The 23,850-nt window shown below is 60.6% G+C and carries 20 protein-coding genes and 1 tRNA gene; 15 read left to right on the top strand and 6 right to left on the bottom strand.

Annotated elements, in window-relative coordinates; translation table 11 throughout:
- Positions 1–11 precede the first annotated feature (11 nt).
- Positions 12–1,178, top strand: coding sequence for a sterol desaturase family protein (locus tag AF70_RS28350; RefSeq protein WP_028940167.1), 1,167 nt, complete (start codon positions 12–14; stop codon positions 1,176–1,178).
- Between the two features lie 41 nt (positions 1,179–1,219).
- Here AF70_RS28350 and AF70_RS28345 read toward each other — a convergent pair whose 3' ends face one another.
- Both AF70_RS28345 and rsgA read right to left on the bottom strand, forming a co-directional pair.
- Positions 1,220–1,705, bottom strand: a complete 486-nt coding sequence (locus AF70_RS28345) for a toll/interleukin-1 receptor domain-containing protein (protein WP_019582196.1) — start codon at positions 1,703–1,705, stop codon at positions 1,220–1,222.
- Between the two features lie 300 nt (positions 1,706–2,005).
- Entirely contained in the window at positions 2,006–3,037 is a 1,032-nt protein-coding gene (gene rsgA / locus AF70_RS28340) for a small ribosomal subunit biogenesis GTPase RsgA (protein WP_018928510.1), read from the bottom strand.
- Positions 3,038–3,144: 107 nt separating this feature from the next.
- On the opposite strand from rsgA, the gene orn reads away from it, so the two are divergent.
- A complete protein-coding gene (orn, locus tag AF70_RS28335) occupies positions 3,145–3,687 on the top strand; it encodes an oligoribonuclease (RefSeq protein WP_019582197.1) in 543 nt (180 codons plus the stop codon).
- Positions 3,688–3,925: 238 nt separating this feature from the next.
- On the top strand, positions 3,926–4,537 hold the full coding sequence (locus tag AF70_RS28330) for a trimeric intracellular cation channel family protein (protein ID WP_028940166.1): 612 nt from the start codon (positions 3,926–3,928) through the stop codon (positions 4,535–4,537).
- A gap of 93 nt (positions 4,538–4,630) precedes the next feature.
- Here AF70_RS28330 and queG read toward each other — a convergent pair whose 3' ends face one another.
- Positions 4,631–5,695 (bottom strand): tRNA epoxyqueuosine(34) reductase QueG, encoded by a 1,065-nt coding sequence (gene queG / locus AF70_RS28325; protein ID WP_018928507.1) that lies wholly within the window; start codon positions 5,693–5,695, stop codon positions 4,631–4,633.
- 63 nt (positions 5,696–5,758) lie between these two features.
- On the opposite strand from queG, the gene AF70_RS28320 reads away from it, so the two are divergent.
- From AF70_RS28320 to AF70_RS28265, 12 genes are all read left to right on the top strand, one after another.
- Positions 5,759–7,258 (top strand): bifunctional ADP-dependent NAD(P)H-hydrate dehydratase/NAD(P)H-hydrate epimerase, encoded by a 1,500-nt coding sequence (locus tag AF70_RS28320; protein ID WP_019582198.1) that lies wholly within the window; start codon positions 5,759–5,761, stop codon positions 7,256–7,258.
- Positions 7,246–7,716 carry a tRNA (adenosine(37)-N6)-threonylcarbamoyltransferase complex ATPase subunit type 1 TsaE gene (tsaE, locus tag AF70_RS28315; RefSeq protein WP_018928505.1) on the top strand — a complete coding sequence of 157 codons (471 nt, stop codon included), beginning with the start codon at positions 7,246–7,248 and terminating at the stop codon, positions 7,714–7,716. The genes AF70_RS28320 and tsaE overlap by 13 nt, the downstream gene beginning before the upstream one ends.
- Positions 7,717–9,147, top strand: a complete 1,431-nt coding sequence (locus AF70_RS28310) for an N-acetylmuramoyl-L-alanine amidase (RefSeq protein WP_019582199.1) — start codon at positions 7,717–7,719, stop codon at positions 9,145–9,147.
- A complete protein-coding gene (gene mutL / locus AF70_RS28305) occupies positions 9,144–11,054 on the top strand; it encodes a DNA mismatch repair endonuclease MutL (protein ID WP_019582200.1) in 1,911 nt (636 codons plus the stop codon). Before AF70_RS28310 ends, mutL begins: the two co-directional genes overlap by 4 nt.
- Positions 11,054–12,025 carry a tRNA (adenosine(37)-N6)-dimethylallyltransferase MiaA gene (miaA, locus tag AF70_RS28300; protein ID WP_019582201.1) on the top strand — a complete coding sequence of 324 codons (972 nt, stop codon included), beginning with the start codon at positions 11,054–11,056 and terminating at the stop codon, positions 12,023–12,025. The genes mutL and miaA overlap by 1 nt, the downstream gene beginning before the upstream one ends.
- A 94-nt stretch (positions 12,026–12,119) precedes the next feature.
- Entirely contained in the window at positions 12,120–12,380 is a 261-nt protein-coding gene (gene hfq, locus AF70_RS28295; RefSeq protein WP_007902656.1) for an RNA chaperone Hfq, read from the top strand.
- 12 nt (positions 12,381–12,392) lie between these two features.
- Positions 12,393–13,694 carry a ribosome rescue GTPase HflX gene (gene hflX, locus AF70_RS28290; RefSeq protein ID WP_007939591.1) on the top strand — a complete coding sequence of 434 codons (1,302 nt, stop codon included), beginning with the start codon at positions 12,393–12,395 and terminating at the stop codon, positions 13,692–13,694.
- Between the two features lie 96 nt (positions 13,695–13,790).
- A complete protein-coding gene (gene hflK, locus AF70_RS28285; RefSeq protein ID WP_019582202.1) occupies positions 13,791–14,963 on the top strand; it encodes an FtsH protease activity modulator HflK in 1,173 nt (390 codons plus the stop codon).
- Positions 14,963–15,832 (top strand): protease modulator HflC, encoded by an 870-nt coding sequence (gene hflC, locus AF70_RS28280; RefSeq protein WP_007939589.1) that lies wholly within the window; start codon positions 14,963–14,965, stop codon positions 15,830–15,832. Before hflK ends, hflC begins: the two co-directional genes overlap by 1 nt.
- 317 nt (positions 15,833–16,149) lie before the next feature.
- Positions 16,150–17,337, top strand: coding sequence for an ATP phosphoribosyltransferase regulatory subunit (locus AF70_RS28275; protein WP_007939588.1), 1,188 nt, complete (start codon positions 16,150–16,152; stop codon positions 17,335–17,337).
- Positions 17,338–17,391: 54 nt separating this feature from the next.
- Positions 17,392–18,684: an adenylosuccinate synthase gene (locus AF70_RS28270; RefSeq protein ID WP_018928499.1), complete on the top strand. Its 1,293-nt coding sequence runs from the start codon at positions 17,392–17,394 to the stop codon at positions 18,682–18,684.
- Positions 18,685–18,822: 138 nt separating this feature from the next.
- Entirely contained in the window at positions 18,823–20,757 is a 1,935-nt protein-coding gene (locus tag AF70_RS28265; protein ID WP_019582203.1) for a methyl-accepting chemotaxis protein, read from the top strand.
- Between the two features lie 96 nt (positions 20,758–20,853).
- Here AF70_RS28265 and AF70_RS28260 read toward each other — a convergent pair whose 3' ends face one another.
- The 3 genes from AF70_RS28260 to AF70_RS28250 all read right to left on the bottom strand — a co-directional run bounded on the left by AF70_RS28260 (position 20,854) and on the right by AF70_RS28250 (position 23,849).
- Entirely contained in the window at positions 20,854–22,419 is a 1,566-nt protein-coding gene (locus AF70_RS28260) for an iron ABC transporter permease (RefSeq protein ID WP_028940165.1), read from the bottom strand.
- Positions 22,419–23,429 carry an extracellular solute-binding protein gene (locus AF70_RS28255; protein WP_028940164.1) on the bottom strand — a complete coding sequence of 337 codons (1,011 nt, stop codon included), beginning with the start codon at positions 23,427–23,429 and terminating at the stop codon, positions 22,419–22,421. The genes AF70_RS28260 and AF70_RS28255 overlap by 1 nt, the downstream gene beginning before the upstream one ends.
- Before the next feature lie 333 nt (positions 23,430–23,762).
- Positions 23,763–23,849: transfer RNA gene (locus AF70_RS28250), tRNA-Leu, on the bottom strand.
- Position 23,850: the final 1 nt, after the last annotated feature.

The raw sequence follows: 23,850 nt of genomic DNA, 5'->3' as shown, positions 1-23,850 counted from the left end.
GAAGATCAGTAATGGAAAGACTCAAGTCCTATTTTCAGCAGCATGGCAATGCACCCTTCAAGTTTGGTGAAGGGCGGGTCAGTGGCTACATCTCAGCCACGCTCGGGCTATTGAGCCTGCTGGCGGTATTGTGCTTTCTCTTTCCCGAATGGCTGACCACCGCCGAACTGCGCAAGGTGTACGACGAGCAGTTTGCGCGCACCACGCTATTGCTTGGGCTGGTACTGTCTTTCAGCCTGGGCACCCTGAATATCCTGCTCAACAAGCGCAAACGCCTGGGGATCACCGGGCTTGTCGCCTCGGGGCTGGCGGTGTTTCTCGGCGGTACCAATGTGCAGATCAGCTCGATTGGGCAGACACCGTACTCGCTGGGGCTGGACTGGTTCGTCCTGGCTCTGCTGGTGTCGGCCATCGTCTTTATCCCCCTGGAAAAACTCTATTCCAAGGACCCCGAGCAAAACATTCTGCGTCCGCACTGGCGAACTGACCTGACCTACTTTTTTGTCAGTCATATGCTGGTGCAGTTCATCCTGATTTTCATCACTGCCTCGTCGAGTTTTATGGCCGGTTGGGCCGTGTCGACGGATTTGCAGGCCAGCGTACAAAGCCTGCCGATCGTTGTGCAGTTCTTACTGGCGGTACTGGTAGCCGACCTCGGTCAGTACTGGCTGCATCGGCTGTATCACGTCGTGCCGTGGTTATGGCGCATGCATGCCGTACATCACTCAAGCACGCACATGGATTGGCTCGCCGGCTCGCGTGTCCACTTCATCGAGATTCTGCTCACCCGCACCGGCGTGCTGGTGCCTTTGATGCTGCTGGGTTTTGCGCCCCAGGCGTTGAACGCCTACGTGATTCTGGTCGGGGTGCAGGCCGTGCTGGCCCACGCCAATGTACGGATCAACGGCGGCTGGCTGAATTATGTGCTGGTCCTGCCGCGCTATCACCATTGGCATCATGCCCGGCACAAGGATTACATCTACAAGAACTATGCGATCCATACGCCGCTGGTGGATATGCTGTTTGGCACCTTCAAGTTGCCACCCAAGGAGTGGCCGACGCGCTACGGGGTTTTTGGCAAGGACTTGCCGGGCGGTATCCTGCGCCAGCACTTGTACCCGTTTCAGAAGCCTGGGCTGAAAAGCGTCGAACCGAAACCGCCGGCAGCGGTTTCCTGAGGCCAAAAAAAGCCGCGATGAACGCGGCTTTTTTGCACCTCTCAGAAACCCCGTCGGATGCGACTCTTGAGCTGGTCGTGGAATAGCTCCGCATTGCGTCTGTAGGTGCCGTAAAGGGATTCGCTGATCGAATCGAGTGTCATTGAACGCTTGGTCGCCACTTCTTCACGGTAGGCATCAATGAAAAAATCCAGATCCTTGTCAGTGCTGAGCTTTGGCCATTTATCGAGGTACAGCGGCAGTTCCGTCGGTTCGGTCTGGAATGAGCAAATCCGCCTGTTGCTGATGGTCGCCTCGCCGACTTCGAACGGTACCCACCATGGCGGCACGGTCTTGCCCGAGACCACGGCTATCAGATGCGTGCTCGCGGTGATGTAGCGGGTGATGACCCCGGTGATGTCGTCAGTGGTCTGGGATTCCGGATCCAGCACGTCGAAGTAGGTCTTGATGTTGGCCTGTATCAGACGGCTGCAGATGGCGATCGCGTAGGGGCGATCCGCGTGACGGTAGCTGATGAATACAGGCATCAGACGTGTTCCTTGAGGGCGAGTTCGCGGTAATGGGCGCCTGAACGGTTCCACGAGTGAACGATGAACAAATGATAGGTTGGCATGGCTGTCCCTCGGTATCGCTAATGTGCGAAGAGGGCTTGAATGTATGCAGTTGAATGGCTGGAACAAGGGCTTCGCGGTGAAAGAGAAGTGCCCTTCAAACAGGCGTGCGGATGCCCTACAGAAATATCTGATGTTTAAGTCGATGGGTGGTTTTTGTAGGCTGCTGCGAACAGCCAGCCGTCCCATTGATGTCTGGGCGGCTGGCGCATCTGTTTAATAGCTGTTTTCAGGCAAGCTGGCGATGATCGAGCGGTAGCTGTTCATCCGCTGCTGCTGCACGCGGCCATCTTCCAGCGCCTTGAGCAGGGCGCAACCCGGTTCTCGGTCGTGTTTGCAGTCGCGGAAGCGGCAGGTGCCGAGCAGGTCGTTGAACTCGATGAAGCCGGCTTCGACGTCGGCGCGGCTGACATGGCCCAGGCCGAATTCCCGAATGCCCGGGGAGTCGATCAACTCACCGCCGCCGGGGAAGTGGAACAGCCGCGCGGTGGTGGTGGTGTGGGTGCCCTGGCCCGACAGCTCGGACAGCGGGCCGACGCGGGTTTCGACTTCCGGCAGCAAGCTGTTGACCAGCGACGACTTGCCGACGCCGGACTGGCCGACGAACACACTGATGTGCCCGTCCAATAGTTTTTGAAGTTGCTCCATTCCGTTGCCGTGGTGCGCCGACACTTCCAGCACCGGGTAACCCAGCGTGCGGTAAACCGCCAGCAAGGCATTCAGCGCCGGGGCGTTCTGCTCGTCGATCAGGTCGAATTTGTTCAGCAGCAGCAACGGACGGATACCCGCGTGTTCGGCGGCGACCAGATAACGGTCGATCAGGTTGGCGTGAGGCTCGGGCAATGGGGCGAAGACGATGACGATCATGTCGACGTTGGCCGCCACCGGCTTGAGCTGACCACGGCTATCCGGGCGGCAGAGCTCGGTTTTGCGCGGCAGTTGCGCCACGATCACGCCGATGCCCTGGTTGCCGGCACGCCACACGACCTGATCGCCGGTCACCAGCGCCGGCAGGTTGGCGCGCAAGTGGCAGCGGAATACCTGGCCGGCCAATTCGCCATCGAGAGCCTCGACTTCGACCTGCACACCGAAGTGCGCGATCACCAGGCCCGTCTGTTCCGGACCCAGGTCGCCACCCTCAAGTGCCTCGACAGCCGAGGACTCGCGTTTGGCGGCGCGGGCAGCGCGCTCGCCCTGAATCTTTTCGATGCGCCAGTTTTGACGACGATTGAGTTGGCGTTTGGCCATGGGTGTTCCGTATCGAGAATGCAGCGATTAGGTAAAACGGCCGCGAGTTTAGCACGCCCGGCCGCCTCCCTAGGCTAAACTGCGAACCTACGCCGAGGAGCCGACATATGCAGAACCCGCAGAACCTGATCTGGATCGACCTGGAAATGACCGGGCTGAACCCTGATACCGACGTCATCATCGAGATGGCCACCATCGTCACCGACAGTAATTTGAACACCTTGGCTGAAGGTCCGGTGATCGCCATCCATCACAGCGACGAGATCCTCGCCGGCATGGACGAGTGGAATACCCGTCAACACGGCGGCTCCGGGCTGACCCAACGGGTTCGCGACAGCCGCATCAGCATGGCCGAAGCGGAAGCCGAGACCATCGCCTTCCTGGAGAAATGGGTGCCGAAGGGCAAGTCGCCGATCTGTGGCAACAGCATCTGCCAGGACCGTCGCTTCCTTTATACCCACATGAAGTCGCTGGAAAGCTATTTCCACTACCGCAACCTCGACGTGTCGACCCTCAAGGAGTTGGCCGCGCGCTGGGCACCGGATGTGCGCGACAGCTTCAAAAAGGGCAGCACCCACTTGGCCCTGGACGACATCCGCGAATCGATCGCCGAGCTGCAGCACTACCGTAAGAACTTCATCAAGTTCTGATTGGGTATAGGGAGGTTTTTGTGGCGAGGGAGCTTGTCGGAACGCCGCACCGTCCCGTTCGGCTGCGTAGCAGTCGTAAAGTCAGCCGACGCGGTCTATTTGAAGAGTTGCTCTGTCAGCAGATGGGGCTGCTCTGCGGCCCAGCGAGAGCAAGCTCCCTCGTCACAGGTTCCTTTGCCCCCTTTTGGTGCCCTGACGATCTGAGTAGACTGCGCGCCTTCTCGTAAGGACCGCCACCATGTTGCTGATGCTCTACCTGATCGCCATTACTGCCGAAGCCATGACTGGCGCCCTGTCTGCGGGCCGTCGCGGCATGGACTGGTTTGGCGTGGTATTGATTGCATGCGTCACGGCGTTGGGCGGCGGTTCGGTGCGCGACGTGTTGCTTGGCCATTACCCGCTGACCTGGGTCAAACACCCGGAATACCTGGTGCTGACGTCGATCGCAGCGATGTTCACCGTCTTCGCGGCGCGCTGGATGCGCCATCTGCGCTCGCTGTTTCTGGTGCTCGACGCCGTGGGCCTGGTGGCGTTTACCCTGATCGGCTGCATGATCGCCTTGGAAATGGGCCACGGCATGCTGGTGGCCTCGGTCAGCGGCGTGATCACCGGGGTATTCGGTGGCATTCTGCGGGACATCTTCTGCAACGACATCCCGCTGATCTTCCGCCGCGAACTCTACGCCAGCGTCTCGTTTGCCGCGGCGTGGTGCTATTTATTCTGTGTCTATCTGCAATTGCCGGGTGAACAGGCGATCCTGATCACACTATTCGGCGGCTTCCTGCTGCGCTTGCTGGCGATCCGTTTCCACTGGGAAATGCCCAAGTTCGTTTATAACGACGAAGCCTGATTTACACGCAGTCCCTGTAGCAGCTGCCGAAGGCTGCGTTCGAGGCCGAAGGGCTCGCTTCGCAGTCGCGCCGAACGCAGTCTTCGGCAGCTACTACATAAGCCCGTGTTGTTTTAGCGCCCATTCGACATGCTCGCGCACCAGTTCCGACGGATAGTCCCGCCGTGCCTTCAACGCTTCCAGCACCGGAATGCTCGACGGCGCATTGCCCAGGCCGACCGCCAGATTGCGCAACCAACGCTCGTAACCGGCCCGACGCAACGGTGAACCTTCGGTGCTGCTGAGGAATTTTTCTTCGTCCCACATGAACAGTTCGGCCAGTTCGGCGTTGTCCAGGTTGTGCCGGGGTTTGAAATCGCTTTCCCCGGAAGGCCGGGCGAAGCGGTTCCACGGGCAGACGATCTGGCAGTCATCGCAGCCGAACACCCGATTGCCGATCAGCGGTCGTAAATCTTCAGGAATCGCGCTTTTCAGTTCGATGGTCAGGTACGAAATGCAGCGACGGGCGTCCAGCACGTAGGGGCCGACGAAGGCGTTGGTCGGGCAAATGTCCAGGCAGGCCGTGCAGCGACCGCAGTGCTCGGTGGCGTGGGGCGGGTCCACCGGCAGCGGCAGGTCGACGAACAGTTCGCTGAGGAAGAAGTAACTGCCGGCCTTGCGATTCAAGACCAGCGTGTTTTTGCCGATCCAGCCCAGGCCAGCCTGTTCGGCGATGGCCTTTTCCAGCACCGGGGCGCTGTCGACAAAGGCGCGGTAGCCGAACGGGCCAACCACTGCCTGGATTTTTTCCGCCAGTTGTTGCACGCGTTTACGAATTAATTTGTGGTAATCGCGGCCCAAGGCATAACGCGAGACGTAGGCTTTTTCCGGTTGGGCCAGCCGTTGCGCCATGTGCGTGTCGCCCGGCAGGTAGTCCATGCGCAGCGAAACCACGCGCAGGGTGCCCGGTACAAGTTCTTCCGGGTGCGAGCGTTTGCTGCCATGGGCGCCCATGTAATCCATTTCGCCGTGGTAGCCAGCGGCGAGCCAGCGCTCCAGGTGCTGCTCATGCTCGGCCAGGTCGAGGCCGCTGATGCCGACTTGTTGAAAGCCCAGCTCGCGGCCCCAGTCCTTGATGGATTGGGCGAGGGCGGGCAGGTCTGTAGTAATAGCGGGCATGAGGCGAGAGAAACCGGAGCTGAGATGCGTATAATTCTGCCAGACATCGGAGCCTGAAGACGCATGCCGCACACTAAAGATGAATTACCCGACGCGCTGTATAGCGCCGCGCAAGTCCGAGGGCTCGATGCGAGCGTGATCGCGGCCGGTACACCGGGCTTCGAATTGATGCAGCGTGCGGCACGGGCGACCTGGCGTGCGTTGGTCCGCCATTGGCCGGCGGCGCACGAATTGAGTGTGGTAGCCGGTCGCGGCAATAACGCAGGCGACGGTTATCTGGTGGCCGTGCTGGCCCGACGTGCCGGCTGGCATGTGCGGGTGCTGGCCGCCGGCGACCCCGGGCGTTTGCAGGGCGATGCCGCGTCGGCCCATGCCGAGGCGGTGGCCGAAGGCGTGGCCATTCAAGGCTGGACCCCGCACTCCGAGTTGCGCGGCATTGTGCTGGATGCCTTGCTCGGCACCGGCCTGACCGGTGAAGTACGCGAGCCGTTCGCCAGCGTCATCGCCGCGATCAATGCCAGTGGGCTCCCGGTTGCGGCGGTGGATATCCCCTCGGGGCTGTGCGCCGATACAGGTCGCCAGCTCGGCATTGCGGTTCGAGCGGACCTGACGGTGACGTTCATCGGTTTGAAGGTGGGGCTGTTCACCGGTGACGCGGCGGATGTGGTGGGCGATTTGGTATTCAACGATCTGCACGTCGCCCCCGAGACATTCATCGGGGCCGACATCAGTGCGCATCGCCTGACGGTCGGTAATGTGCCGCGTCTCACCGGCCGCGCTCCAACCGCCCACAAAGGCAAGTTCGGCCACGTATTGCTGATCGGCGGTGATCGCGGTTTTGGCGGCGCCATCCTGCTCAGTGCACAAAGTGCCCTGCGCAGCGGTGCCGGCATGGTGTCCGTGGCCACGCGCAGTGAGCACGTTCCGGCCGCCCTGGCGCGTTTGCCGGAAGTCATGGTGCTCGGCACGTCGTCGGCCAATCAATTGATGGGCCTGCTGGAGAAGGCCACGGTGCTGGTCGTCGGCCCGGGGCTGGGGCAGGCCGCCTGGGGGCGCAGCCTGTTGTCGGCCGCGGCCAACGCGTCGCAGCCACAAGTCTGGGATGCCGATGCGTTGAACCTGTTGGCCGAAGGTGGCGTGAGCTTGCCCGCAGGTAGTGTCATCACGCCGCATCCGGGCGAAGCGGCGCGATTGCTGGGGATATCGACAACCGCCGTACAGGCTGACCGCCCGGCCGCGGCCCATGCGTTGAGCAAAAAATATACAGCGGTGGTAGTGCTCAAGGGCGCTGGCAGTCTGATTGCCAGCCCCGATGGGCGTCTGGCGCTGTGTCATCAGGGCCATCCGGCCATGGCGTCGGCCGGGCTGGGTGATGTGCTGGCCGGTCTGGTCGGCGCCTTGCTCGCTCAGGGCCTGGACGCGTATGACGCGGCCTGCCTGGCGGTCTGGCTGCACGCCAATGCCGGTGAGCAACAAGGTAAATTCGGCCGCGGGCTGGCGGCCAGTGATCTGATTCCAGCCATTCGTCAGTTGTTGGAGGAGCAAGCACCGTGTCTGAAGTAACCCTGTACCTGGCCGATGAACAGGCCATGAGCGATTTTGGCGCACGTATCGCCAAAACCACCGGAGGGCACGGTCTGATCTTTCTTGAAGGGGATTTGGGTGCGGGGAAAACCACGCTGTCCCGGGGCATCATCCGTGGCCTGGGGCATACCGGCGCGGTAAAAAGTCCGACCTTTACCCTGGTCGAGCCTTACGAGATCGGCGCCGTCCGCGCCTTCCATTTCGACTTATATCGATTGGTCGACCCCGAGGAGCTGGAGTACCTCGGCATCCGCGACTATTTCGATGACGACGCATTGTGTCTTATTGAATGGCCCCAGAAGGGTGCAGGCTTTTTGCCAAAGCCCGACCTGACCATTACCATTAGCCCGCAAGACAGCGGGCGTTCGCTGAGAATTTTGCCCCAAGGCTCGCGTGGCGAGTCGTGGTGTGCCGTTTTGGCATTGGAATCCAAATAAATGATGGGGTTAGGTATGCGCTTTCGCGCGTTGGTTGCTGCCGTAGGGGTGTTGTTTTTGGCGGTGACCGTCGACGCTGTGGCCGAGACGAAGGTCAACAGTGTTCGCCTTTGGCGGGCGCCGGATAACACTCGACTGGTGTTCGACCTGACGGGGCCTGTCCAGCACAGCGTCTTTACCCTGACCGCACCGGATCGGCTGGTAATCGACATCAATGGCGCGACGCTCGGCTCGCCACTGAACGTCTCCACGGCCAACACGCCGATCACGGCAATGCGTTCGGCTCAGCGTACGCCGACCGATTTGCGGGTGGTCATCGACCTGAAAAAAGCGGTCACGCCGAAAAGCTTCACCTTGGCGCCGAACGCCCAGTACGGCAATCGCCTGGTAGTCGACCTGTTCGACAACGCGGCCGACGCCGCGCCACCGCCTGCGCCAACACCGTCTGTGGCCACGGTACCCGCCGTACCCGTCACGCCGTCCGAGCCTTCGATCAAGCTGCCACCTGCACCGGCTGGCAAGCGCGACATTATCGTGGTGATCGATGCCGGTCACGGCGGTGAAGACCCGGGCGCCTCGGGCTCTCGCGGTCAGCGTGAAAAAGACGTGGTGCTGGCCATCGCCCGTGAGTTGCAGCGTCAGGTCAATGGCATGAAAGGTTTCCGCGCCGAACTGACCCGTACCGGCGACTACTTCATTCCGTTGCGCGGCCGTACCGAAATCGCCCGCAAGAAGGGCGCCGACCTGTTCGTTTCGATCCACGCCGACGCCGCGCCGTCAGCCGCTGCGTTCGGTGCGTCGGTGTTTGCCTTGTCTGACCGCGGCGCTACGTCGGAGACCGCCCGTTGGCTGGCCGACAGCGAAAACCGTTCCGACTTGATCGGCGGTGCCGGCAACGTCAGCCTCGACGACAAGGACCGGATGCTCGCCGGCGTGCTGCTCGACCTGTCGATGACCGCTTCCCTGACTTCCAGCCTGAACGTTGGCCAGAAAGTCTTGAGCAACATCGGTCGCGTCACGCCGTTGCACAAACAACGTGTCGAGCAAGCCGGGTTCATGGTGTTGAAGTCGCCGGACATCCCGTCGATCCTGGTGGAAACCGGGTTCATCTCCAACGCCAACGAAGCCTCGAAACTCGCGGCATCGAGCCACCAGCAGGCGCTGGCGCGCTCCATCAGCAGCGGCGTGCGGCAATTCTTCCAGCAAAACCCGCCGCCGGGCACCTACATTGCCTGGCTGCGCGATTCCGGCAAGATCGCCCAAGGCCCGCGTGACCATCGCGTGAGCCCCGGCGAAACCCTGGCGATGATCGCTGTGCGTTATCAGGTGTCTGCGGCCACCTTGCGCAGTGCCAACAACTTGCAAAGTGACGAGCTGAAGATTGGTCAGACGTTGACCATTCCAGGTACTGAACTGGCGGCCAAAGAATGAACCAGGTGCTGACCAACACGGCGCGTATCGAGCTACTCAGCCCGCGGCTGGCGAACCAGATTGCTGCTGGTGAAGTGGTTGAGCGCCCGGCCTCGGTGATCAAGGAGTTGCTGGAAAACAGCCTCGACTCCGGCGCCAAACGCATCGATGTCGATGTGGAGCAGGGCGGCGTCAAGCTGCTGCGGGTGCGCGACGATGGCAGCGGCATTTCTGCCGATGACCTGCCTTTGGCCCTGGCCCGTCACGCCACCAGCAAGATTCGCAACCTGGAAGACCTCGAACAGGTCATGAGCCTGGGGTTTCGTGGTGAGGCGCTGGCCTCCATCAGTTCCGTGGCGCGTCTGACTCTGACTTCCCGCACTCGCGACGCCGATCAAGCCTGGCAGGTGGAAACCGAAGGCCGGGACATGGCGGCTCGCGTGCAACCAGCGGCCCATCCGGTGGGCACTTCGGTGGAAGTGCGCGATTTGTTCTTCAATACCCCGGCGCGCCGCAAGTTTCTCAAGACCGAAAAAACCGAATTCGATCACCTGCAAGAAGTGATCAAGCGTCTGGCGCTAGCGCGGTTCGATGTGGCGTTCCATCTGCGTCACAACGGCAAAACCATCCTCAGTCTGCACGAAGCCCATGATGACGCGGCCCGCGCCCGGCGTGTGGCGGCGATCTGTGGGGCGGGCTTTCTGGAGCAGGCGCTGCCGATCGAAATCGAGCGCAATGGCCTGCATTTGTGGGGCTGGGTCGGATTACCGACCTTCAACCGCAGCCAGGCGGATTTGCAGTATTTCTTTGTGAATGGCCGTGCCGTGCGCGACAAACTGGTGGCCCACGCGGTGCGTCAGGCTTATCGCGACGTGCTGTTCAACGGTCGGCACCCGACATTCGTGCTGTTTTTCGAAGTCGATCCGGCGGGCGTCGACGTCAACGTGCACCCGACCAAACACGAAGTGCGTTTCCGTGACGGGCGCATGGTTCACGACTTCCTTTACGGCACTTTGCATCGCGCCTTGGGTGATGTGCGGCCGGAAGACCAGTTGGCCGCGCCTGTCGCGACAGCCATGGTCCGGCCAACCGGTATCGAAGCCGGCGAGTTCGGCCCGCAGGGCGAGATGCGTCTGGCGGCCAATGCACTGCTGGAGCAGCCCCAGGCCCAGCCGTCATTCAATACCGCGGCGAGTTCTGGCGCCGGTGCCGGTTATCAGTATCAATACACGCCGCGGCCTCAGTCCGGCGTGCCCGTCGCCGAAGCTCAGGCGGCCTATCGTGAGTTCTTCGCGCCGTTGCCCGAGGCCAATGCGGTCGCGCTGCCGGCCGGGCAAGATGACATTCCGCCGTTGGGCTATGCACTGGCGCAGCTCAAGGGCATCTACATTCTTTCGGAAAACGCCCAAGGCCTGGTGCTGGTAGACATGCATGCCGCGCATGAGCGGATCATGTACGAACGCCTGAAAGTCGCCATGGCCAGCGAGGGATTGAGCGGTCAGCCATTGCTGGTGCCGGAATCCCTGGCGGTCAGCCAACGCGAAGCCGATTGCGCCGAAGAAAACGTCGCCTGGTTCCAGCGTCTGGGTTTTGAATTGCAGCGCCTTGGCCCGGAAACCCTGGCCATCCGGCAAATCCCCGCGTTGCTGAAACAGGCCGAGGCCAACCGACTGGTTAGCGATGTGCTCGCGGATTTGATGGAATACGGCACCAGCGACCGGATTCAGGCGCACCTGAACGAACTGCTCGGCACCATGGCCTGCCACGGCGCGATTCGCGCGAATCGGCGCCTGGCCTTGCCGGAAATGAACGGCCTGCTGCGGGACATGGAAAACACCGAGCGCAGCGGTCAATGCAACCATGGCCGACCGACCTGGACCCAACTGGGCCTGGACGATCTGGACAAACTGTTCTTGCGCGGTCGTTGATGAGCCAGTTCCCTCCCGCGATTTTCCTGATGGGGCCGACGGCCGCCGGCAAGACCGATTTGGCCATCGAACTCACCAAGGTCCTGCCCTGCGAGTTGATCAGTGTCGATTCGGCGCTGGTTTATCGTGGCATGGACATCGGCACCGCCAAACCCTCCAAAGAGATCCTGGCCGAATTCCCGCATCGTCTGATCGACATTCTCGACCCGGCCGAGAGTTATTCTGCCGCGGATTTCCGTCGCGATGCGTTGCAAGCCATGAGCGAGATCACCGCGCGGGGCAATATTCCGCTGCTGGTGGGCGGCACAATGCTCTATTACAAGGCTTTGCTCGAAGGTCTGGCCGACATGCCAGCGGCCGATGCGGACGTTCGTGCGCAAATCGAAGAAGAGGCTGCACGCCTTGGCTGGCAAGCCCTGCACGATCAATTGGCGGTGATTGATCCGCAATCCGCGGCGCGAATTCACCCGAACGATCCGCAGCGCCTTAGTCGTGCACTGGAAGTTTATCGCGTCAGCGGTCAGAGCATGACTGAGCTACGCTTGCGACAATCTGCGCAAAGTACTGAAGCAGCCGCTTCGGGACTGCAACAATTGCCCTATACTGTCGCGAACTTGGCCATCGCTCCGGCAAATCGCCAGGTACTGCACGAGCGCATTAAACAAAGATTCACAAATATGTTGGAACAGGGATTCGTCGACGAGGTCGTAGCCCTGCGAGATAGAGGTGACTTGCATTCCGGGTTGCCGTCTATACGTGCTGTAGGTTATCGACAAGTCTGGGATTACCTGGATGGCAAGCTGACGCAAGCCGAGATGCAGGAGCGTGGAATCATTGCCACGCGCCAATTGGCGAAGCGCCAGTTCACCTGGCTGCGCAGTTGGGCTGATTTACACTGGTTGGACAGCCTCGATTGCGACAATCTGCCGCGCGCCTTGAAATACCTCGGGACCATCTCCATATTGAGCTGAGTCCTTGCAATTGCCGTCTATCCTTGGGGGTGTGACGGCCCCAAGCCATCTGTTTACCTATTTTTTATATTGAATCCTTAAAGGAGTGCGGCACATGTCAAAAGGGCATTCGCTACAAGACCCTTACTTGAATACTTTACGTAAAGAGAAAGTGGGGGTTTCCATCTACCTGGTCAACGGGATCAAACTGCAAGGCACGATCGAGTCTTTCGACCAGTTCGTTATCCTGCTGAAAAACACCGTCAGCCAGATGGTTTACAAACACGCTATCTCTACAGTGGTGCCAGTTCGTCCAATTCGTCTGCCTAGCGCAACCGAATCCGAAGCAGGCGACGCTGAGCCAGGTAACGCCTGATAGGAGTCTCCTTTGTTCTTTGAGCGCCACGGTGGTGGTGAGCGGGCAATTCTCGTTCACTTGGATGGTCAGGACCCTGAGGCGCGCGAAGATCCGCAGGAGTTTCAGGAGTTGGCAATTTCGGCTGGTGCCGAGACCGTCGCGTTTTTTAACGTGCCGCGTCATCGGCCAACCGCCAAAACCCTGATCAGCAGCGGCAAGGTCGAAGAGTTACGCGACCTGGTCAAAGCCGAACAGGTCGATCTGGTGATTTTCAATCACATCCTCACGCCCAGTCAGGAACGTAACCTCGAACGTATTTTCGAGTGTCGCGTGATCGATCGCACGGGTCTGATTCTCGATATTTTCGCGCAACGCGCTCGCACCCATGAAGGCAAGCTCCAGGTCGAACTGGCCCAGCTTGAGTACATGAGTACGCGACTGGTTCGCGGCTGGACTCACCTTGAGCGGCAGAAGGGTGGTATCGGTCTGCGTGGGCCGGGTGAAACCCAGCTGGAAACCGACCGGCGCCTGTTGCGGATTCGTCTGCGTCAGATCAAGGGGCGCCTGGAAAAGGTCCGCAGCCAGCGCGAGCAGTCTCGTCGCGGGCGCAAGCGTGCTGACATTCCGACGGTTTCACTGGTGGGTTATACCAACGCCGGCAAATCGACGCTGTTCAACTCGGTCACCGATTCCGACGTCTTTGCCGCCAACCAGCTATTCGCGACCCTCGACCCGACCTTGCGCCGACTCGAACTCGAGGATCTCGGGCCGATCGTGTTGGCCGACACCGTGGGCTTCATTCGTCACCTGCCGCACAAACTGGTCGAAGCATTTCGAGCTACGCTCGAAGAGTCGAGCAACTCCGACCTGCTGCTGCACGTGATCGATGCGCACGAGCCTGATCGTATGGCCCAGATCGAACAGGTCATGGTGGTGCTCGGGGAGATCGGGGCACAAGACTTGCCGATCCTTGAGGTATACAACAAACTCGATTTGCTCGAGGGGGTTGAGCCGCAGATCCAGCGCGATGCCGATGGCAAGCCGCAGCGGGTCTGGTTGTCGGCCAAGGACGGTACCGGCCTGGACTTGCTCAAGCAGGCAGTGGCGGAACTGTTGGGCAGCGATTTGTTTGTTGGCACCTTGCGCTTGCCGCAACGTTTTGCTCGACTGCGTGCGCAGTTTTTCGAACTCGGTGCGGTGCAAAAAGAAGAACACGACGAAGAAGGCATCAGCCTGCTGGCCGTTCGCTTGCCACGGATCGAATTGAATCGACTCGTGAGCCGCGAAGGTCTGCAACCGATGGAATTCATCGAGCAACACACTTTGCAATAAAAGCCTGAGAAAGCGGTTGTGCCGCGGTGACAGGCATTCTGTAGCATTGGTCGGCGCGCCGTGGGTGCGTCTTTGCTTTATCAGATGGAGAGCGCTATGGCTTGGAATGAGCCGGGTGGCAACTCGAATAATCAGGATCCTTGGGGTGGCAAGCGCCGCAATAACGGCGACCGCAAGGGACCACCGGATCTCGACGAGGCCTTCCGAAAGCTGCAGGAAAGCCTGAACGGGTTGTTCGGTGGTGGCAAGAAACGCGGTGACGAGGGCGGTGGTCCGGGCAAGAGTGGCGGCTTTGGCGGCCTGCTCGGCATCGGTCTGACCGTGCTGGCGGCTGTGTGGCTGTACAGCGCTGTCTACGTGGTCGACGAGCAGGAGCAGGCCGTGGTGCTGCGCTTCGGCAAATACTATGAAACCGTCGGCCCGGGCCTGAACATCTATTTCCCGCCGATCGATCGCAAGTACCTGGAAAACGTCACGCGTGAGCGTGCCTACACCAAGCAGGGTCAAATGCTGACTGAAGACGAAAACATCGTCGAAGTGCCGCTGACCGTGCAGTACAAGATCAGCAACCTGCAGGACTTCGTGCTGAACGTCGATCAGCCGGAAATCAGTCTGCAGCATGCGACCGACAGTGCCTTGCGCCACGTGGTGGGTTCTACCGCCATGGACCAGGTGCTGACCGAAGGTCGTGAATTGATGGCCAGCGAAATCAAGGAGCGTCTGCAACGTTTCCTCGATACCTACCGCACCGGTATCACCGTCACTCAGGTCAACGTACAGAGCGCTGCTGCACCGCGTGAAGTCCAGGAAGCCTTCGATGACGTGATCCGCGCCCGTGAAGACGAGCAGCGTTCGCGTAACCAGGCTGAAACCTACGCCAACGGCGTCGTGCCGGAAGCCCGTGGTCAGGCCCAGCGCATCCTCGAGGATGCCAACGGTTACCGCGACGAGACCGTCTCCCGCGCCAAAGGTGAGGCTGACCGCTTCACTAAGCTGGTGGCCGAATACCGCAAGGCGCCTGAAGTTACCCGTCAGCGTCTGTACCTGGACACCATGCAGGAAATCTTCAGCAACACCAGCAAGGTTCTCGTGACCGGCAACAAGAATGGCCAGAGCAATCTGCTGTATCTGCCGCTGGACAAGATGGTCGAGGATGGTCGCCGCACCAGCACTCCGGTGACCGGCGCAGCAGCCAGCAGCAATGAAGTGAATGTGCGTGCGGCAGCTGATCTGCAGCAACAGCAGGCACGTACCAGGGAGAGTCGCTGATGAGCAATAAATCGCTGATCGCCCTTATTGTCGGCGTCGTCGTGGCGATCGTTGCCTGGAACTGCTTCTACATCGTGGCTCAGACCGAGCGCGCGGTGTTGCTGCAGTTCGGTCGCGTGGTCCAGGCCGATGTTCAGCCGGGCCTGCATGTGAAAGTGCCTTACGTTAACAAGGTGCGCATATTCGATGCGCGTCTGATGACGCTGGATGCACCGACACAGCGCTTCCTGACGCTGGAAAAGAAAGCCGTGATGGTCGATGCCTACGCCAAGTGGCGCGTGAAAGATGCCGAGCGCTTCTACACCGCGACTTCCGGCCTCAAGCAGATTGCCGACGAGCGCCTGTCCCGTCGTCTGGAGTCGGGCCTGCGTGACCAGTTCGGTAAACGCACCCTGCACGAAGTGGTGTCCGGTGAGCGTGATGCGCTGATGGCAGACATCACCGCTTCGCTGAACAAGATGGCAGAAAAAGAGCTGGGCATTGAAGTTGTCGATGTCCGGGTCAAGGCCATCGACCTGCCGAAGGAAGTGAACCGCAGCGTGTTCGAGCGTATGAGCACCGAGCGTGAGCGTGAAGCTCGCGAGCACCGCGCCAAGGGTAACGAGCTGGCCGAAGGCATCCGTGCCGACGCCGACCGTCAACGCCGCGTGCTGCTGGCTGAAGCCTATCGTGAATCCGAAGAGGTGCGCGGTGATGGTGATGCCCAGGCTGCTGCGATCTACTCTAAGGCATACGGCCAGGATCAGGAGTTCTACGCGTTCTACCGTAGCCTGCGTGCCTACCGTGAAAGCTTCGCGAACAAATCCGACGTCATGGTCCTGGACCCGAGCAGTGACTTCTTCCGTTACCTGGAAAAAGCCAAGCCTTGATACGACGTTGACCTGAATCATCCCCCGCCTGGCGGCTAAAGCCTCGGGCGGGGTGATCCTTTGGGAAAACGTGTGTATGATGCGGCAGCCGGGAAATTCCCGGCTTTTTTGCGTCTGCACGTTTGATTGCTGTTTTTATGCAGGCGCCCGAGTTGAATGACTCGACAGGTTTTTCGAGGAAAGTGGTTGGCGAAGCCGGTTCCAGGCTTTTCGCCACGTTGTTCATGCGCGGGGTTTATGCACATGAGCCGATCATTTTCTGCTTCACTCAAGGCTCGCCCAAAGGCTTGCTGCCCGGATCATAGGGGAATGGCGTAATGGCAACGGTAGACCGCTGGCTGCTGCCAGATGGCATCGAAGAAGTACTGCCACCGGAGGCTGCGCGCATTGAAGTTGCGCGTCGCCAGGTGTTGGATCTGTTCCAGAGCTGGGGTTACGAGTTTGTCGTGACTCCCCATATCGAGTACCTGGAATCCCTGCTGACCGGCGCAGGCCAGGACCTCGATCTGCGCACCTTCAAGGTCATCGACCCGCAGTCGGGCCGGCAGATGGGTTTCCGTGCCGACATCACGCCGCAAGTGGCGCGCATCGATGCGCACACCCTGCGTCGCGAAGGCCCGAGCCGTCTGTGCTATGCCGGTAGCGTGCTGCATGCTCAGCCACGTGCGTTGTCGTCCTCGCGCAGCCCGATTCAACTGGGCGCCGAGTTGTACGGCGATGCCAGCCCGAGCAGCGACGTGGAAGTCATCAGCCTGATGCTGGCCATGCTGCAACTGGCCGATGTGCCGGATGTGCACATGGACCTCGGGCATGTCGGCATCTACCGCGGCCTGGCCCGCGCCGCCGGTTTGTCCGGCGAAGTCGAGCAACAGTTGTTCGATGCATTGCAACGTAAAGCCATCGACGAGGTCATTACCTTGACCGAAGGCCTGCCTGCCGATCTGTCGGGCATGCTGCGAGCGCTGGTCGACCTGTGTGGCGGTCGTGAAGTGTTGAGCGCTGCCCGCGAGCGTCTGGCCAATGCGCCGGCGCCTGTTCTGGCGGCCCTGGACGATTTGCTGGCGATTGCCGAGCGTCTGTCCACGCGTTTCCCGGAGTTACCGCTGTACTTCGACTTGGGCGAATTGCGCGGCTACCACTACCACACCGGTGTGGTGTTCGCCGTGTTCGTGCCAGGTGTTGGCCAGTCCATCGCTCAGGGCGGTCGTTACGACGATATCGGTGCCGACTTCGGTCGCGCCCGTCCGGCGACAGGCTTCTCCACCGATTTGAAAACCCTGGTGACCCTGGGGCGTGCTGAGATCGAGCTACCGTCTGGCGGTATCTGGATGCCTGACAGTACGGATGCAGCACTCTGGCAGCAGGTTTGCCAGTTGCGCAGTGAGGGTCAGCGTGTCGTTCAGGCATTGCCTGGGCAACCTTTGGCCGCCGCCCGTGAAGCGGACTGCGACCGGCAATTGATTCAGCAGAACGGGCTTTGGCAAGTATCGCCACTGGCTTCTTGAGTTTTCCTGCCGGCCGCCGCCGGCACCAAGTTTGCGCGAATGAGGACAAGTGTTATGGGTAAGAATGTCGTAGTCCTGGGCACCCAATGGGGTGATGAGGGCAAAGGCAAGATCGTTGATCTGCTGACCGAACATGCTGCCGCCGTAGTGCGCTACCAAGGTGGCCACAACGCTGGTCACACCCTGGTGATCGACGGCGAAAAAACCGTCTTGCACCTGATCCCGTCTGGCGTGCTGCGCGAAGGCGTGCAGTGCCTGATCGGTAACGGCGTGGTGGTTGCACCCGACGCCCTGCTGCGGGAAATCAACAAGCTGGAAGAGAAAGGCGTACCGGTGCGCGAGCGCCTGCGTATCAGCCCGTCCTGCCCGCTGATCCTGTCCTACCACGTAGCGCTGGACCAGGCCCGTGAAAAGGCCCGTGGCGAGTTGAAGATCGGCACCACCGGTCGCGGCATCGGCCCGGCTTACGAAGACAAGGTTGCCCGTCGCGGTCTGCGCATCGGTGATCTGTTCCACCGTGAGCGTTTCGCCGCCAAGCTGGGCGAGTTGCTGGACTACCACAACTTCGTACTGGTCAATTACTACAAAGAGCCAGCGATCGACTTCCAGAAGACACTCGACGAGTGCATGGAATACGCCGAACTGCTCAAGCCGATGATGCTCGACGTCACCGCAGAGCTGCACAACCTGCGTCGTGCCGGCAAGGACATCATGTTCGAAGGTGCCCAGGGCTCCCTGCTGGACATCGACCACGGCACCTACCCGTACGTCACCAGCTCCAACACCACCGCTGGCGGCATCGCCACCGGTTCGGGTGTTGGTCCGATGTTCCTGGATTACATTCTCGGCATCACCAAGGCCTACACCACGCGCGTCGGTTCCGGTCCGTTCCCGACTGAGCTGTTCGACGACGTTGGTGCGTTCCTGGCCAAGCGTGGCCACGAGTTCGGCGCCACCACCGGCCGTGCCCGTCGTTGCGGTTGGTTCGATGCCGTGATTCTGCGTCGCGCTATCGATGTGAACAGCATCTCGGGCCTGTGCCTGACCAAGCTGGACGTGCTGGACGGCCTGGAAACCATCAACATCTGCGTAGGCTACAAGAACGAAGACGGTGCAGTGATCGACGCACCGACCGACGCCGACAGCTACATCGGCCTGGAGCCGGTGTACGAGCAGATGCCGGGCTGGAGTGAGTCGACCCTGGGTGCCAAGACCCTGGAAGAGCTGCCTCAGGCTGCGCGCAACTACATCAAGCGCATCGAAGAGTTGGTCGGCGCGCCGATCGACATTATTTCGACGGGCCCGGACCGCAACGAAACCATCGTTCTGCGTCACCCGTTCGCTTAATAAGTTGTTGATGTAAAACACAAAGGCCCCTTAATCGGGGCCTTTGTCGTTTATGCCTGTTGGACGGCATGACCTTTGCTGTGAATATCGCCTTCAGAATGCCATCAATTTAATGGCGTTAGAGTAGAGGGATTTCCTGTGTCGGCCGTTCTCTCACTGTTACAAAGCCGTTTGTTGCGGCCCGTGTTCGTTACCCTTGGTATCGCCCTTTTGGTGCAGGTGCTGGTGGCTGTTGCTCTGACCCGGAGCACGGTGACTGCGCTGGAAACCGATCTGGGCGTGCGCCTGGGCGCCGATAGCCAAAAGCTCTCCGGTGAGCTGGAGCAGGCGGGGCGTGAAGTCACGTCGAGCCTGGATAACCTGTCCAGCAGTACCCGTCAGCGCCTGACCGCTGGGCTGTCTTCACGTTTGAAAGACGAGCAGGCTCAACTGCGTACGACGCTGGAGAAGGACCTGAAGGAGTCGGCCAATGACATGGCGCAACTTCTGGCCTCGGTCGCACCCCGCGCCATGTGGGACAGCGACATTCCTACCCTGTCCGAATTCGCTCGCCGCGCCCAGCGAAATCCCAACGTGTTGTTCGTGGTCTATGACGACGCCACGGGCCAGCACCTGACGCGCTACCTCAACCGGGAGAACCCGATCAACAAGGGGCTGCTGGAGAAAGGCCAGGGCGAGCGGGCGCTGGACAAGGTGCTGGATGCAGCGAAGAGCGATCCTTCGGTCTACTACCTTGAAGCTTCGATCAGTCCCAATGGGGTGGAAATCGGCAAGGTCTTGATGGGGGTCTCAACTGCCTCCGTGGAAACCGATCTGGCGGCGCTGGACAAGCGTTTCTCAGCGCTGATCGCCAGCAGCGATCAATTGGTGGGTGACAGCCTCAAAGGTGCGGCGGCTGACAGCGCAACGGCGATGCGTGGGCGTCTGCAATCGGCGCAGTCCACTGCTTCTGAAATGAAAGCCAACACCACGGGCGCCGTGCAGGAAGCCGCGGGGGCTTTGCGCTGGCGCATCGGCATGGGCCTGGCGGTGGTGGGTTTCGGTGTGCTGCTGTTACTGGCGGTGGTACTGGGGCGTCGAGTGGTCAATCGCCTGAAAATGCTCATTGTCGCGATGGATGACTTGGCGGCAGGTGAGGGCGACCTGACCAAGCGCGTGCAGATCAACAGCCAGGACGAGATTGGCGATATGGCCTCGGCGGTCAATCGCTTTGTGGATAAGTTGCAGCCGATCGTGCGCGAGGCAGGCGATGTGGCCCAGCGTACCGGCGTGGAAATCGGCGCCATGACCCTGCGCAATGCCGGTGCCGATGCAGCGGCTGGCATGCAGCGCGATGAAGTGGCCGAAAGCCTGCGCGCGTTGTCGCAAATGGCTGACGAGGCTCAGTCTGAAAGTCACGCCATGCAGGCCGCTTTGCAGCAGGTGGTGGACATTCGTCAGGCCACGGATGAGAACACCCGGACTTCGGCGAAAGTCGGCAGTCTCATCGAGGCATTGGCCGGACAAGTCGACACTGGTGCGAAAGTCATCGAGCGTCTGGCGCAGCAGAGTGAGCAGATTGAAGTGGTGCTGACGGTGATTCACGGGATCGCCGAACAAACCAACTTGCTGGCGCTGAACGCGGCCATCGAGGCTGCGCGTGCCGGCGAGACCGGTCGCGGGTTTGCCGTGGTGGCGGACGAGGTGCGGGCGCTGGCGAGCAAGACCCAGAGCTCCACCGGCGATATTCAGGCGCACATTGTTGCGCTGCAGCAGGGCGCGCGTGAGGCTGTTGCGGCAATCGGGCAGGCTGGGCGTCAGGCCAGTGAAGGTTTGTTGGTGTTGCGCGACAGTGCGCGGTTGCAGCAGTCGGTGCAGGCGTCGGTCGAGCAGGTACATGCAGCGATCGGCCTGGCGACCCAGGCCGCGGCGCATCAGGCGCAAGGTGCGCAGGCTGTGCGTGGGCGGGTTGAGACCATCCATGCTCAAGCTGAGAAAGCAGCTCAGGCGGTGGTGGAGACCACGGCCAGCGGCAAGGTGCTGGATGGGTTGGCGGCGCAGTTGAAGGCGAGCCTGGGGCAGTTCAGGGCTTAGGTTTCTCGTTCGCAGGTCTGGTGCCTTCGCGGGCAAGCCTCGCTCCTACAAGGGCTACGTAATCCTTGTAGGAGCGAGGCTTGCCCGCGAAGCTTTTCAACGACTCAAATACATCCGCGTCGTCAGCAGATACACAGGCAACCCCGACACCACAATCAACAACGCCGCATAAGGCGCCGCTGCCGCGAACTCCACATTCGCGGTATGCGCCCAGACTTCCGTCGCCAATGTATTGAGCCCGGTCGGGCTCAGCAGCAGCGTCGCCGTCAGTTCCTTCATCGCATCCAGAAACACCAGCGCAAACGCAGCACCCAGGGCGGGAAAGATGATGGGCAGGGTCACCCGACAAAACGCGCTGAAAGACGACGCCCCCAGCGTGCGTGCGGCCTCTTCCAGCTGCGGCGCGGCCTTGTTCAGCGCGGTGCGAATCGGTGCCTGCGCCAGTGGCAGAAACAACAGCGCATAGGCAATCAGCAGCAACGCCGAGGTCTGGTACAGCGCTGGCACATAATGCAGGGCGAAATACACCAGGGTCAGCGCAATCACCAATCCCGGCAGTGCATGCAGCAGATACGGCAAGCGCTCGGCCCAGATTGCCAGTCGGCCTTTATGGCGCACCACCAGCAACCCCACCGGCACCGCCAGCACCAGGCACAGCGCAGCGCCACCGAGCGACAGCGCCAGCGACGAGAGCAATGCCTCGCTGATCGCGGCCACCGGGAACGCTGCCGACGAACCCACCATCAACCAGTACGCCAGCATTCCCAGTGGAATGCCGCTGCCGATGATCGCCAGCAGCAAGCAGTAAAGTTGTCCCACAGCCGCCCACGGCCCGAGGCGAACTTGCTCCGCATGCCGAGCAGCACCCTGACCGGTGCGTACGTGACGGCCTTTGCCGCGCACGCGTAACTCAAGCCATAGCAGCACCAGGCACAGCGCCAGCAACACCGCAGAAAGCATCGCTGCATTGGCGTTGCTGAATTCCAGTTCGAACTGCTGATAGATCGCCGTGGTAAAGGTTTGCAGGCCGATGATCGACAGCGCGCCGAACTCCACCAGCATGTGCAGCGCAATCAACAGTGAACCGGCCAGCAGTGACGGCCAGAGCAGGGGCAGGGTGATTTTGAAGAATACACCCCAACGATTCTGCCCCAGGGTGCGGGCAGACTCTTCAAGAGAGGGGTCGAGATTGCGCAGCGTTGCCGCGACCGGCAGAAAGATCAGCGGGTACTTGGATAGCGTCATCACCAGAATCGCCCCGCCCAGCCCTTCGAAGTGAGCGCTCAGGGACACCCAGGTGAAACTGCTGACAAATGCCGGCACCGCGAACGGCAGGCACAGGATCACGCCCCATAACCGCCGTCCCGGCAGATTGCTGCGCTCCAGCAGCCAGGCGAGTGACAAGCCAATCACACCGCAGGCCAATGTGACGCCCAGCATCAGCGCCAGGGTATTGCGCAGCAGGCCAAACACGTAGGGCCGCCACAGCAGATGCAGCGCCTCGGCCCAGCCGGCTTGCCAGGTTTTGAGGCTGACATAGGCCAGCGGCAACAGGCTGAGTACCACCAACAGCAGAACCGGTAGCAGCAGCCAGATCGACGGCCGCTTGCGCCTTGGCATGTAACCCCCGTGCGAAGCGGGGGCGGATAACGAGGCGCTCATCAGTTCAAGCCAACGTCACGTTCCAGGTCCAGGGCTTCTTCGGCGTTGCCGAGATCGGCTGGTGTGACGTTCGGCGCTTGCAGTTCGCTGAACGGCTTGAGACCGCGATCCGATTCCATGCCCTTGTGCAGCGGGTATTCGGCAGTGGTCCGGGTGATCACGCGCTGACCTTCTTCGCTGGCCATGTAGGCGAGCAATTGCTGGGCTTCTTTCGGGTGTTTGCTGGATTTCAGTACGCCAGCACTGGAAACGGTGATCAGTCCGCCGACGTCGCCACCGGTGAAGTAATGTAGTTTCGAATCGAGTTGGCCTTTTTCACGCTGCAAGGCGAACCAGTAATAGTTGTTCACCAGCACGGTGGCGACTTCGCCATTTTCCACGGCTTTCAGCGCAACCATGTTGTTGCTGTAGGTCTTGCCGAACGCACGCAGGCCGGTCAGCCACTCTTCGGCGGCGTCCATCCCGTGGACCTTGATAATCGCCACCGCCTGTTCCTGGAAGGCGCCGCTGCTAGGCACGAAGCCGACCTTGCCTTGCCATTTTGGATCGGAGAATTCCATCACGGACTTGGGCAGGTCTTTTTCGTCGATCAGTTTAGGGTTGAAGGCGACGACCCGGACCCGCGCGGTGATGCCGATCCAGGTGCCGTTGCCGGCAACGTAGTCCTTGGGCAGGACTTCTAGCGTGGCGGCATCGGCTTTCGCCAGCAGGCCTTGTTCGCCGAGCTTGTTCAGCGGTGGCGATTCTTCGGTGTAGATCACATCGGCGGGAGAGCGATCGCCTTCTTCGACGATCTGGCTGGCGAGTTGGTTGCTGCTGCCCTTGCGCACATTGACGTGAATCCCGGTCTTGGCTTCGAAGGCTTTGGCGACGGCATCGCCGACTTCCTTATGTTGACCGTTATAGAGTGTCAGGGAAACCGGATCGGCGGCTTGGGTGAGGGGCGTGGCGAGTGTCAGGCCGAGGAGGGTGATGGTCAGGCCGCGGCGCAGGGTATTTCGAAGCATCATTCGCAGGGTTCCTCACTGTCGCATTGCAAAAACTTGAAACAATGATAAACGATATTGTTTCTCAAGTGCGCCTTGAGGGTCTGAGGAGTGTTTGCTAATGGGCTGGCGCTGGACTCTGTGGCGAGGGGGCTTGCCCCCGTTCGGCTGCGAAGCAGTCGTAAATCCTGAAGTTACGGTATGACTAACGAGTGATGAGGGCCGCTTCGCGACCCAGCGGGGGCAAGCCCCCTCGCCACGGGGAAGTAATGGCTTGGGGTTTTCAAAGGCCAGAAACGCAAAAACCCGCTTTCGCGGGTTTTTGTGAAATTCAAGATCGTGACCTTGAATTTGAATTGGTGCCCAGAAGAAGACTCGAACTTCCACGACCTTGCGGTCACCAGCACCTGAAGCTGGCGTGTCTACCAATTTCACCATCTGGGCA

It is taken from the genome of Pseudomonas sp. KD5, from assembly GCF_012932895.1.
Lineage (GTDB): Bacteria > Pseudomonadota > Gammaproteobacteria > Pseudomonadales > Pseudomonadaceae > Aquipseudomonas.
Note: the sequence above shows the minus strand (reverse complement) of the source record. Positions and strands in the feature narration are given on the sequence as shown.